Below are 12585 nucleotides of genomic sequence, written 5' to 3'. Positions count from 1 at the left end.
ACTCGCATTGTCCAAAAGCCGCGATTGGCTTTCGTTCAGCTTGCTGTCAGCCTTGTGCCGCATGAAGGCGGCGTGTTGCCGTGGACACGGAGGCAAGGTGCGCGTTCTGCTGATCGAAGACGACCCCGTGCTGGGCGAGGCGGTGCGCGATCACATCGCCGCCGACGGCCATGCCGTGGACTGGAGCACGACGCTTGGCGGTGCCGGCGATCACCTGCGGGTCGTCTCCTATGAACTCGTCCTGCTCGACCTGCATCTGCCTGATGGCAAGGGCCTCGAATTCCTGAAAACGCTGCGTCGTAAGGGCGCTGATACGCCAGTCATCATCCTGACCGCGCGCGACCAGCTCTCGGACCGCATAGCGGGCCTGAATTCCGGCGCCGACGACTATCTGGTCAAGCCCTTCCATCTCGGCGAGTTGTCCGCACGCCTTGCCGCGGTCGCGCGCCGCTATGCCGGAAACCCGAACCCTTTGGTCCGGCTCGGACTCCTCGAGATCGATCAAGCGGCCCGCCGCGTCGTGGTTAACGGCGCTGAGGCCATGCTGACGTCCCGCGAATGGGCAGTGCTGGAGCAGTTCTTGCGCCGACCCGGCATGACGATAGGCAAGAACCAGATCGAGGATGCGCTCTATGCCTTTGGCGCAGAGATCGAAAGCAACACCGTCGAAGTCTATGTTAGCCGCCTGCGCAAGAAGATCGGGCGCGGAGCGTTGACGACCGTAAGGGGGCTAGGCTACCGGCTGGCATCTCCATGAGGGTCCTCGACAGCCTTGCGGGTCGCGTCGTTGTCTCGCTGATCCTGCTGACGGTCGCCTTCGGCCTCGTCGCCGCGGGCACTGGAAGTATCACGCTGCATCGTGAAATCAACGAAGCCATGGACAGTTCCATGCAGGAATCAGCGCGTCGGCTGCTGCCGCTGGTCATCGACGATCTTTTCGGACGCGAGCCGTCGCAATCGCCGCGCCGGCTTGCGGAGGCTGTTTCGGACGACGACGGTGGCCGCCTGATTTTCCAAGTGCGGGACGCCGGCGGTCGCGTTCTCATACACTCCTATGATGCTCCCGCGGAGCCGCTCACGGCTGAACTCGTGCAGGGATTTTCCGAGGCTTCTGGATGGCGCATCTACACCGAGCCGGCGGTCAGCGGCACGGTCTTCATTCAGGTCGCCGAGCTCGATGCACGGCGCAATGAGGAAACGCTGGAAGCCGCCACCGGCTTTCTGATACCGATGGTCATCCTCATTCCGTTGAGCGCGCTGGTCGCGTGGCTGACCCTGGCGCGCTTCCTGAGGCCGATCGCGACGCTGCGCGGCGAGATTAGCGCCCGTCACGGTGACAATCTCGCTCCGATCCGCACCGACGACCTGCCCTCCGAACTCGCGGCCATCGCCAAGTCTGTCAACAGCCTGATGCGGCGTCTCAACATGGCACTCGACGCCGAAAAGGAATTCACGGCGAATGCCGCGCATGAACTGCGCACACCGATCGCCGGCGCGCTGGCCCAGACGGAGCGACTGATCGCGGAAGCTTCGGACGAGGCAGAAAAAAAGCGCCCACGCCAGATAAGGGCGGCCCTGTCCGATCTCGCCGACCTGTCCGAAAAGCTGATGCAGCTAGCGCGTGCCGATGCTGGAGTAGCAGTTGCCGGCAAACCAGCCGATCTTGCCGCGGTCGCAGCATTGGTGGTCGAAGACTTCGAGCAGCGCGGCCAGAACAAGGGCCGCCTTCGCCTTAAGACGCCTGACAATGGCAAGGCGCTGGTCGCGATCGACACAGATGCACTGGCAATAATCCTGCGCAACCTGATCGAGAACGCATTGCGGCATGGCACCGAAGGCGGCGAAGTTGTCATTCGCATCACTGATGATGCCCGGCTCAGCGTGGTCAACCAAGGTCCGGTGGTTCCGGCCCCGGATGGCCTTGTCAAACGGTTCGAACGCGGTGAAACACGTGCCGAAGGATCAGGCCTCGGACTGGCGATCGTCAATAGAATACTACAACAGATCGGTGCGACCCTGACCCTGGATTCACCGGCTTCCGGCCAGCAGGACGGCTTTGAAGCAACGATCCGCTTCCCGCCGCATAACGTCAATCGAGTTTAACCGCCCGCGCCGGATTGCCGACCACCGTGGTGTCGGCGGGCACGTCGCGCGTCACCACCGCACCGGCGCCGACGATGGCGCCCTCGCCGATGCTGACGCCGCCAAGGATGACCGCGCTACCGCCGATCCAGGCATTTGCGCCGATCTCGACCGGCCTGGCGATCTCCAGTCCCGCCTGCCGTCCCGCCGCTTGCCTGTGGTGCTCGGCGCAATAGATCTGGACATTGGGGCCGAGCAGCGTCCCCTTGCCGATGCGCACCGGCGCCGTGTCCAGGATGGTGCAGCCGGCGTTGAGAAAAACATTGTCGCCGAGAAAGATGTTGAAGCCATAGGCGCAATGGAACGGCGCTTCGATGCGGGCGCCCTCGCCCACGCCGCCCAGCAATGTCTTAAGGGCAGGCCCGAGATTGCCGCGCTGCCTCGGCGGCAACGTGTTGTGCTCGAACACCGCATCGCGCGCCTTGGCTCGCAAGGCTTCCAATTCGTCATCGAGGCAGGTGTACCATTGGCCGGCGGCCATCCTTGTGCGCTCGCTCTCAGCCATGACGGGTCTCCAATCGACGTCATTGCAAAGCACAATCGCGGCCGGCAGAAAAGTGCGGACGCAAGCACTGGCCAAATATCGGACCTATGGTAGCCTGCCTGCTCAGGGCTGTCCTGGCCCGGGGATCGAGGGGATCTACCATGCTTTATGTTCTCGCACTGTTGATCGGCGTCATTGCCGGCCTGCGCGCCATGACCGCGCCGGCCGCCGTCGCCTGGGGCGCCTGGCTCGGCTGGCTGCCGGTTGCCGGCACCTGGGCAAGCTTCATGAGCCACTGGGCCGCCGTCGGCATCTTCACCATCCTGGCCATCATCGAACTGGTCACCGACCAGCTGCCGTCGACGCCCAGCCGCAAGGTGCCGCAGCAATTCGGCGCCCGCATCCTGCTTGGCGCCTTCAGCGGTGCGGTAATCGGCGCCACGGGTGGCTCCACCATCGGCGGCCTGATCGCCGGCGCCATCGGCGCGGTCATCGGCACGCTGGGTGGCGCCGAGGCGCGCGGCCGGCTGGCAGCCGCCTTCGGCAAGGATCCGCCCGCCGCCTTCATCGAGGACGCGGTGGCGATCATCGGCGGCCTGCTGATCGTGGCGGCGGTGGCATGACAGCCAAGACTTTCGACGCCATCATCATCGGCGCTGGCCAGGCGGGGTCGCCATTGGCCGGCCGGCTGACGGCCGCTGGCATGAGCGTGGCGCTGATCGAGCGCAAGCTGGTCGGCGGCACCTGCGTCAACACCGGCTGCATGCCGACCAAGACCATGGTCGCCAGCGCCTATGCCGCGCATCTCGCCAGGCGCGCCGCCGATTATGGCGTGACGCTCTCAGGCCCCGTCGGGGTCGACTACAAAGTGATCAAGGCGCGCAAGGACAAGGTGACGATCAACGCCCGCACCAATCTGGAGACATGGATCGCCGGCATGAAGGGCTGCACCCTCTATCGCGGCCACGCACGCTTCGAGACCGCCAACACGGTGCGCGTCGGCGACGAACTTCTGACCGCCGAAAAGGTCTTCCTCAACACCGGCGGCCGCGCTTCTGTGCCCGACCTGCCCGGCGTCCACGACATCGACTACCTGACCAATTCCACGATGATGGATTTAGACGTGCTGCCGCGCCACCTGATCGTTGTCGGCGGCAGCTACATCTCGCTCGAATTCGCGCAGATGTTCCGCCGCTTCGGCTCGGAAGTCACCGTCATCGAAAAGAGCCCGCGCCTGACCGGCCGCGAGGACGAGGACGTCTCCGCCGCCATCCTGTCGATTCTCGAAAACGAAGACATCGCCGTCCATCTCGGCGCCGACGACATCGGCTTTGCCAGACAGGGCGGGGATATCGCCGTGACCTTCTCCGTCGGCAAGCCGCCGGCTGTCGGCTCGCACGTGCTGCTGGCGCTCGGCCGCACCCCCAACACCGACGATCTCGGGCTCGACAAGGCCGGCGTGGAAGTCGACAAACGCGGCTTCGTCACCATCGACGACCAGTTGCGCACCAACGTGCCAGGCATCTGGGCGATGGGCGACTGCAACGGCAGGGGCGCCTTCACCCACACCTCCTACAACGACTATGAGATCGTCGCCGCCAACTTGCTCGACAACGATCCGCGCAAGGTCAGCGACCGCATCGAGGCCTACGCGCTCTACATCGACCCGCCGCTCGGCCGCTGCGGCATGACAGAGGCCGCGGTCAGGAAATCCGGCCGCCGGGCGCTGGTCGGCCAACGGCCGATGACGCGCGTCGGCCGCGCCGTCGAAAAGGGCGAGACGCAAGGCTTCATGAAGATCCTTGTCGATGCCGACACCAGGGAAATCCTCGGCTGCTCGGTGCTCGGCCCCGGCGGCGACGAGGCGGTGCATTGCGTGCTCGACCTGATGTACGCCAAGGCGCCCGTCGACACGCTGGCGCGCGCCGTGCACATCCATCCGACCGTCTCGGAACTGCTGCCCACCATCGCGCAGGAGCTGAAGCCGCTGGCCTGAAACCTGTTCGGCTTCCGGTCCGATGCCTCGGCAGCCCGTTGCGGATCTGCTCTATCCTTTCTGCATTGCTGCATTGCAGCGATGTATGTTGCGCCCGGCATGGATCGTCGCGCAGTCTAAAATTGAACCGATTCAGTCTGGACGCCCCATGCCGTTGCCGATCCTTGCGCTTGCCATTGCGTCCTTCTGCATCGGCACCACCGAATTCGTCATCATGGGGCTGCTGCCGGAGGTCGCCGCCGATCTCGGCGTGACGATCCCCGCCGCCGGCCTGCTGGTCACCGGCTATGCGCTGGGCGTCGTCTTCGGCGCGCCGATCGTCGCCATGGCCACGGCGCATCTGCCACGCAAGCCGGTGCTGGTCGGGTTGGCCGCCCTGTTTGTTGTCGGCAATCTGTTCTGCGCCATCGCCCCCAACTACTGGCTGCTGATGGCCGCGCGCGTCTTCACCGCCTTCGGCCACGGCGCCTTCTTCGGCATCGGCTCGGTCGTCGCGGCAAGCCTGGTGCCCCGCAACAAGCGCGCCAGCGCCATCGCGCTGATGTTCGCCGGCCTGACGCTGTCCAACATTCTGGGCGTTCCGGCCGGCACGGCGCTTGGCGAAGCTTTCGGCTGGCGCTCCACCTTCCTGGCCGTGGTCGGCATCGGCCTGATCTCGGTCGCGGCCATCGCCTGGCTGGTGCCGTCCGATGTCGCCGAGCCGAGCGGCGGCGGCCTGCGCGGCGAACTGCGCGTGCTGGGCAAGTTGCAGGTCTGGCTGGCGATGCTGATCGCCTCGCTGGCCTCGGCCAGCCTGTTCGCCGTCTTCACCTACATCAAGCCCTATCTCAGCGACGTGTCCGGCCTGTCGACCTCGGCGGTCACCTGGGTGCTCTTGCTGTTCGGCGCCGGCATGACCATCGGCAACGTCATCGGCGGCCGGCTGGCCGACTGGAAGCTGATGCCGACAGTCATCGGCACGCTGCTTTTGATGGCGGTCCTGTTCGTCGGCTTCATGCAGTTCGGCGCGATCCCAAGCGTCGCCATCGGCGTGGTCTTCCTGTGGGGGCTGCTGGTCTTCGTCGTCGTGCCGCCGCTGCAAATCCGCGTCGTCGAGGCGGCTTCCGAAGGACCGAACCTTGCCGCCACGCTCAACCAGGGCGCCTTCAATGTCGGCAACGCCAGCGGGGCATGGATCGGCGGCGTGGCCCTTTCGGCTGGCGTTTCCTATGCCCATCTGCCCCTGGTCGGCGCGGTGCTCGCTTTGCTCGCGGTCACCGTGGCGGTGCTGTCACAGGCCCTGGACCGGCGGATCCCCGTCGCACAACCCGCCGAGTAGTGCGCCCATAGCGCGACAAATTGGACCAATCGACAATGGCCTCGCCGCGGGGCATGTCTCTCCGCCTGCCGAAGGAGGAAGTCATGCAGAAATCGATCGAACGCATCGCCGGCGACAGCGATGGCGTTTCCTACGAATTCCCGGTGTTCCGCTTCACCGGCGCCGACAAGGCGGCGCCCTCGGCCTATCTACAGGCGGCACTCCATGCCGGCGAACTGCCGGGCGTGGTCGCCATCGATGCCTTGATGCCGATGCTCGCCAAGGCCGAAGCCGAAGGCCGCATCAAGGGCAACATCACCATCGTGCCATGGGCCAACCCGATCGGCCGCGCCCAGTATCATTTCGGCGAGCATCAGGGCCGCTTCCATCTGGGCACCCGCACCAACTTCAACAGAGGCTTTCCGTTGCTTGCGGCACCCGATGCCAAGCTTTTGCCCGACACCACGTTCGGTGGCGCCGACCAACGGTTGAAGTCGCGCCTGATGCAGCTGTCGCTCGGCAACGACATCGTGCTCGACCTGCATTGCGACGACGAAGGCCTGGCCTATCTCTACATCCACACCAGCCTATGGCCGGCCATGGCCGATTGCGCCGCCGCCATGGGCATCGACGCGGTGGTGCTGTGGAGCGAGGACACCGACGGTACTTTCGAGGGCGCCTCGATCATGCCCTACCAGAACGTTCCCGCCGAGGTGGCGAAGCTCGACCGCCGCGTCGCCACAACGGTCGAATATCGCGGCATCCTCGACGTCGATGGCCCGCTGGCCAGCGCTGATGCCGCAGGCCTCTACCGACTGCTGGTGGCACGCGGCGTGGTCACCGATGCCACGCTTCCCGCACCCGATCCGTTCAAGGGTGTCGTCGGCCCGTTGGAAAACATCGACATGATGCCGGCGCCCCGGGCTGGCGCTGTCCTCTATGAGGTGAAACCCGGCGACCGCGTCGCGCGGGGCGCGCGGCTGGCCACCATCGTCCATGCCCCGGGCGAAGCCGATGGCCGCACGGAAGTGTTCGCGCCGCAGGACGGCCTCATCCTGACCCGCCGCTCGCGCCGCATCATCCGCGCCGGCGAGGATTTGCTGAAACTGGTCGGCGACAGGAAGAGCGCCGACGCGAGGTCAGGCACGCTCGAGGACTGAACTACCCCGAGATCGCCTGTCGCGCCTTCGCCTCCAGCCACTCAGCCATCTGCCGGTAAGGCACGGGACCATGGCTGATGCGGGCGACGCCGAGTTCGGCCAGCCGCTGCCGCGGCGGCACATGCGCCAGCGCGATGATGTTGACCGGCAGCGTCGTGGCCTTGCACAGCGCCTCGATTAGCCCTTCGTCACCAAGGCCCGGCGCAAAGAAGCCGCTTGCCCCGGCCTGTTCATAGGCATGCGCGCGCTCGATCGCCTGGTCGAGCAGGGCCCTGTCATGCGCATCGGGCTTCGCCTTGAGGAAGACGTCGGTGCGGGCGTTGAGGAAGGCCGGGATGCCGGAGGCCTTGACGGCTGCTGCAGCCGCCTCGACCCGCTTTACCTGCACGGCAATGTCGTGCAGGCCGGTGCCGCCGACAATCTGGTCCTCGAAATTGAAGCCGATGGCGCCGGCCCGCAAGGCACGCGTCACCGTTTGGGCGACGACCTCCGGCTCGACACCGTAACCGCCCTCGAGGTCCATGGTCACCGGCAGATCGACCGCCGCCACGATGCGCTTGATGTTGTCGAGCCCCAGTTCCAGCGGGATCTTCTCGCCATCGGCGTAGCCAAAGGCGGCCGCGACCGGCCAGCTTCCGGTGGCGATGGCCTTGGCGCCCGCTTTCTCGACGATCTTGGCCGAACCCGGATCCCAGGCATTGTAGAGAACCACCGGATTTCCCTTGACGTGAAGGGAATGGAACGTTCGCGCGCGCTCGATCTGGTCGGTCATGACGTCTATCCCGTCTTCTCGATGTTGGACACGCAGTTTAGGCAGGGCTACCGGCTGTGGCGATGTGCCATGGGCCTGAGAAGCGGCGGCCACCGAACAGACTTTTCAAATCAGTTGCGTATCCGGTTTTTCGCCGCTATGGATTTCGCCATGAACATGCGTTCGACCAAGACCATTTGGTGGTGGGCCTGCTGACAGCGGCCTGTTCGAACGCGCGTGCGTGAAAGAGAGGGTGGCCGCAACGGAATGTCCGGGCGGCCATTTGTTTTTTCAAAAGCCAGTCCCGGGTCCGTTGCCCCAACAAGCTGATGGAGACGGCAATGACGATGAAGGTTCTGGAAAACGGCGCTGAAAGCTTCGTGACCGCGGGTGGCATCACCATCACCCGCGAACGCCACGACCGGCCCTATGCCGGTGCGATCGACAGCTATATCGACGGCTTGAATTCGCGCCGGGGCGCGGTGTTCTCCTCGAATTACGAATATCCAGGGCGCTACACGCGCTGGGACACCGCCATCATCGATCCGCCGCTGGTGATCTCGGCGCGCGGCCGCGCCATGCGCATCGAGGCGCTGAACGGCCGCGGCGAGGCGCTGTTGCCGGTCATCGGCAAGACGCTCGGCGACCTTTCCGAGGTGACGATCGCCGAAACTTCAAAGAAACTCATCCGCCTCGACGTCGCCAAGCCCGGCCGCGTCTTCACCGAGGAAGAGCGCAGCCGCGTTCCCTCGGTCTTCACTGTCCTGCGCGCCATCACCGCTTTGTTCAAGACCGCCGAAGACGCCAATCTCGGCCTCTACGGCGCCTTCGGCTACGACCTCGCCTTCCAGTTCGACCCGGTCGACTACAAGCTCGAGCGCAAGCCTAGCCAGCGCGACCTCGTGCTGTTCCTGCCCGACGAAATCCTGGTCGTCGACCATTATTCGGCCAAGGCCTGGACCGACCGCTACGACTATTCGGGCGAGGGTTTTTCCACCGAGGGCCTGCCGCGCGACGAAATCGCCGAGCCGTTCAAGACCGCCGACCGCATCCCGCCGCGCGGCGACCACGAGCCCGGCGAATACGCCAATCTGGTGCGCCGCGCGATGGACTCGTTCAAACGCGGCGACCTGTTCGAAGTCGTACCCGGCCAGATGTTCTACGAGCGCTGCGAGACGCAGCCCTCGGAGATTTCGCGCAAGCTGAAGTCGATCAACCCCTCGCCCTATTCCTTCTTCATCAATCTGGGCGAAGGCGAATACCTGATCGGCGCCTCGCCCGAAATGTTCGTGCGCGTCAACGGCCGCCGCGTCGAAACCTGCCCGATCTCGGGCACCATCAAGCGCGGTGACGACGCCATTTCGGACAGCGAGCAGATCCTGAAACTGCTCAACTCGAAGAAGGACGAATCCGAGCTCACAATGTGCTCGGACGTCGACCGCAACGACAAGTCGCGGGTCTGCGAGCCAGGCTCGGTGCGCGTCATCGGTCGCCGCCAGATCGAGATGTATTCGCGCCTGATCCACACCGTCGATCACATCGAGGGCCGCCTGCGCGAAGGCATGGACGCCTTCGACGCGTTTCTCTCGCACGCCTGGGCGGTCACCGTCACCGGAGCGCCCAAACTGTGGGCCATGCGCTTCATCGAGCAGAACGAGAAGAGCCCGCGCGCCTGGTATGGCGGTGCGATCGGCATGGTCAATTTCAACGGCGACATGAACACCGGCCTGACGCTGCGAACCATCCGCATCAAGGACGGCATCGCCGAGGTGCGCGCCGGCGCCACGCTGCTTTTCGACAGCATTCCCGAGGAAGAAGAAGCCGAAACCGAACTGAAGGCATCCGCCATGCTCTCCGCCATCCGCGACGCCAAGGCAGGCAATTCCGCCAGCACCGAGCGCACCACCGCGCGCGTCGGTGACGGCGTCAACATCCTGCTCGTCGACCACGAAGACTCCTTCGTCCACACGCTCGCCAACTACTTCCGGCAGACCGGCGCCAATGTCTCGACGGTGCGCACGCCGGTGCCGGAGGAAGTCTTCGACCGGCTGAAGCCCGATCTCGTCGTGCTGTCGCCCGGCCCTGGCACGCCGAAGGATTTCGACTGCGCCGCCACCATCGGACGGGCTCGTGCCCGCGAGCTGCCGATCTTCGGCGTCTGCCTCGGCTTGCAGGCGCTGGCGGAGGCCTATGGCGGGGAACTCAGGCAGTTGCATATTCCCATGCACGGCAAGCCGTCGCGCATCCGCGTCTCCAAGCCGGGCATCATCTTTTCCGGCCTGCCCAAGGAAGTCACCGTCGGCCGCTACCACTCGATCTTCGCCGATCCGGTGCGGCTGCCCGATGACTTCATCGTCACGGCCGAGACCGAGGATGGCATCATCATGGCCTTCGAGCACCGCAAGGAGCCCATCGCCGCTGTCCAGTTCCACCCGGAATCGATCATGACGCTTGGCCACAATGCCGGCATGCGCATCATCGAGAACATCGTTGCCCATTTGCCGCGCAAGGCCAAGGAAAAGGCAGCCTGAACTCAATGGCCGAAGCCGAGAACACGGTGGCGACCGCGGCCAAGGCCGCGGCGAAGCGCAAGGTCGCCAACCTTGCCTTCTGGTCGATCATCATTGCCGCGATCGTGCTCGGCCTGAAAATCGTCGCCTGGTACGTGACCGGCTCCGTCGCGCTCTATTCCGACGCGCTGGAATCGATCGTCAACGTCATCGCCTCGGCCGCCGCCTTCTGGGCGATCCAGGTCAGCTACAAGCCCGCCGACCAGGATCACCCGTTCGGTCATCACAAGGCGGAATATTTCTCGGCAGTGCTCGAAGGCGTGCTGATCGTGCTCGCCGCCCTTCTGATCCTGAACGAAGTCTGGCGCTCCTGGCAGACACCGGCGCCACTCGAGCAGCCCTGGGAAGGTCTTGCCGTCAACGGCGTCGCCACCGTCATCAACGCCTTCTGGGCCTGGACGCTGATCCGCGCCGGCCGGGCCGAGAAGTCGCCGGCGCTGGTCGCCGACGGCAACCACATCATGACCGACGTGGTCACCTCGATCGGCGTCTTCGGCGGCCTGGTCGGGGCCATCCTGACCGGCTGGCAGATCCTCGATCCGGCTCTCGCCGTCCTCGTCGCGCTCAACATCCTGTGGCAGGGCTGGCACGTCATCGGCTCGTCGATGAACGGACTGATGGACCGTGCCGTCGACACGAAGGAAAACATGCGCATCCGCGACGTCATCTCGGCCAACTGCAAGGGCGCGCTGGAGGTGCATGACCTCAAGACCCGCATCGCAGGCCGCGCCACCTTCATCGAGTTCCACCTGGTCGTCGACGCCGACATGTCCGTCGGCGCCAGCCACGTCATCTGCGACCGCATCGAGGACGCGCTGAAGGCCGAAATCCCCTCGGTGCGCGTCACCATCCACGTCGAGCCCGACGACGAAGCCAAGCTGCCCAAGGGCACGACGGCCGTGCCGTTCGCATAGCCTGCAGTTTGCGAGGCCTGTCGAGATTCAGGTCAGGCCGAGCCGAGAATGGTGGCTTCCGAGAACCGGAGCGGAGCGTACTTAAGTACGTGAGCACCGGAAGCGCAGGAAGCTGCCGTTCGCAGGCCGGCATCACCTGAATATCGGCAGGCCTCACGGGGCGCAGGCTGATTGCGGCATTGGCTGCAGCCTGTAGACCTTGTCGTCGGATTGCGTCTTGCCGTCGGCGGCCTTCGAGCAGAGATCGACGATCGCCAGGCTGCTGTTGGGATTGGCCAGCATCATCGTGCCGTTGGCACCGCGCTTGAGGAAAATCTCCTTCTGCGCGATGTCGCAGGAGAAATCGCTCATCTTCGAACTCGCGGCACAACGCCACTGGTCGGCCTCGCCCTGGCAGGAATAGGTCTGCGTGACCTTGCCCGACTTCTGCCGCGTCGTGACCGAGACGGCAATGTCGGCGCCGTCGGGCCAATTGGCGGCGTCACCGCCGGAGGCATAGGACGCCAGTTCCACCGGGCCGCGAAAAACCCGGATCGACTGCGTCAGCTGGCCGGGATGCGAGGCCAAATGCGACGCGTCATAGTCGCGGCCGTAGCAAAAGGCCTGGTCGGGCTTCAGCCGCTCGCGCAACGGCGCCCCGAGCCCTGGATCGATCGGATCGATGCGCGCGAACTCCGCCTTGCAGGTCGCGGCCGGCATCGGGTCGAGGCGGAAATTGTCGTCCTCCTTGCCAAGCGCCTGCCTGTCGTATTCGGCCGCGCCCAGTTCTTCTTCCGAACCCGCATCGAGATAGATATCGGACGACAGATCGGACAGGAGCAGCCGGCCCTTGTCGTCGACCTTCAGCGACGTCAGCGTGCGGTCGCATTCCATACCGCAACGGATCGGGCCAGATGTGCCGTCCTCGGACTGGTGATTGCACCAGCCGCCTGCCCATTGCGGCGCCTTGGCGCCGCGCACGGTGGTGGTGAGGAAACCATTGTAGGACGTATCCGAATTCGCCGACGGTTCCTCGTTCGGCCTGCTGACCGGATCGTGGCCATAGTAGAAGAAGATCCGCGCCACCTTCTGCTTCGGATACGCCTTCATATGCGCCGCGTCATAGACCCGGCCGAAACAGGCGTCCGCCCCGTTCGGGCTGAGTTCGGTCAGTTTGAGCGCATTGTCGGCAGCGGCCGTGCCTGCCAGCAAACCAAGCAACGCGACGCCAAATCCGGCGCCGGCGATTGTCTTCCATGCCCCCACTCTGAACGTCATGTGACCCCTCCTCG

At 65.1% G+C, this 12585-nt stretch carries 11 protein-coding genes; 8 read left to right on the top strand and 3 right to left on the bottom strand.

All coding sequences use genetic code 11. The features are described from left to right. Positions 1-97 precede the first annotated feature (97 nt). Both LB568_RS20360 and LB568_RS20355 read left to right on the top strand, forming a co-directional pair. Entirely contained in the window at positions 98-757 is a 660-nt protein-coding gene (locus LB568_RS20360; RefSeq protein WP_013893423.1) for a response regulator transcription factor, read from the top strand. After that, on the top strand, positions 754-2103 hold the full coding sequence (locus LB568_RS20355; protein WP_013893422.1) for an ATP-binding protein: 1350 nt from the start codon (positions 754-756) through the stop codon (positions 2101-2103). The genes LB568_RS20360 and LB568_RS20355 overlap by 4 nt, the downstream gene beginning before the upstream one ends. Here the strand turns inward: LB568_RS20355 and LB568_RS20350 are convergent. After that, the gene (locus tag LB568_RS20350) at positions 2090-2647 is read right to left on the bottom strand and encodes a sugar O-acetyltransferase (protein ID WP_013893421.1); all 558 of its coding nucleotides are present in this window, start codon (positions 2645-2647) and stop codon (positions 2090-2092) included. The two genes, LB568_RS20355 and LB568_RS20350, sit on opposite strands and share 14 nt — an antisense overlap. A 140-nt stretch (positions 2648-2787) precedes the next feature. Here LB568_RS20350 and LB568_RS20345 point away from each other — a divergent pair, with 140 nt between their 5' ends. From LB568_RS20345 to LB568_RS20330, 4 genes are all read left to right on the top strand, one after another. Further along, positions 2788-3249, top strand: coding sequence for a membrane protein (locus tag LB568_RS20345; protein ID WP_013893420.1), 462 nt, complete (start codon positions 2788-2790; stop codon positions 3247-3249). Beyond that, entirely contained in the window at positions 3246-4622 is a 1377-nt protein-coding gene (locus tag LB568_RS20340) for an FAD-containing oxidoreductase (protein ID WP_013893419.1), read from the top strand. The genes LB568_RS20345 and LB568_RS20340 overlap by 4 nt, the downstream gene beginning before the upstream one ends. 148 nt (positions 4623-4770) lie before the next feature. Further along, the gene (locus tag LB568_RS20335) at positions 4771-5940 is read left to right on the top strand and encodes an MFS transporter (protein WP_013893418.1); all 1170 of its coding nucleotides are present in this window, start codon (positions 4771-4773) and stop codon (positions 5938-5940) included. A gap of 83 nt (positions 5941-6023) precedes the next feature. Further along, complete coding sequence (locus LB568_RS20330) at positions 6024-7079, top strand: succinylglutamate desuccinylase/aspartoacylase family protein (RefSeq protein WP_224731120.1); 1056 nt, start codon at positions 6024-6026, stop codon at positions 7077-7079. Between the two features lies 1 nt (position 7080). On the opposite strand, the gene LB568_RS20325 is transcribed toward LB568_RS20330, so the two are convergent. Continuing rightward, positions 7081-7851 carry an isocitrate lyase/PEP mutase family protein gene (locus LB568_RS20325; protein WP_224731119.1) on the bottom strand — a complete coding sequence of 257 codons (771 nt, stop codon included), beginning with the start codon at positions 7849-7851 and terminating at the stop codon, positions 7081-7083. A 320-nt stretch (positions 7852-8171) separates the two neighbouring features. Here LB568_RS20325 and LB568_RS20320 point away from each other — a divergent pair, with 320 nt between their 5' ends. Together LB568_RS20320 and LB568_RS20315 are read left to right on the top strand one after the other, a co-directional pair. Beyond that, the gene (locus LB568_RS20320; RefSeq protein WP_224731118.1) at positions 8172-10361 is read left to right on the top strand and encodes an anthranilate synthase; all 2190 of its coding nucleotides are present in this window, start codon (positions 8172-8174) and stop codon (positions 10359-10361) included. 5 nt (positions 10362-10366) lie between these two features. Beyond that, positions 10367-11314, top strand: coding sequence for a cation diffusion facilitator family transporter (locus tag LB568_RS20315; RefSeq protein ID WP_224731117.1), 948 nt, complete (start codon positions 10367-10369; stop codon positions 11312-11314). A 153-nt stretch (positions 11315-11467) separates the two neighbouring features. On the opposite strand, the gene LB568_RS20310 is transcribed toward LB568_RS20315, so the two are convergent. Further along, entirely contained in the window at positions 11468-12571 is a 1104-nt protein-coding gene (locus LB568_RS20310) for a hypothetical protein (RefSeq protein ID WP_224731116.1), read from the bottom strand. Positions 12572-12585: the final 14 nt, after the last annotated feature.

The sequence above is a fragment of the Mesorhizobium sp. B263B2A genome, from assembly GCF_020165775.1.
Taxonomy (GTDB): domain Bacteria; phylum Pseudomonadota; class Alphaproteobacteria; order Rhizobiales; family Rhizobiaceae; genus Mesorhizobium; species Mesorhizobium opportunistum.
The sequence above is the reverse complement of the archived record's forward strand: the minus strand, read 5'-3'. Positions and strand labels throughout refer to the sequence as shown.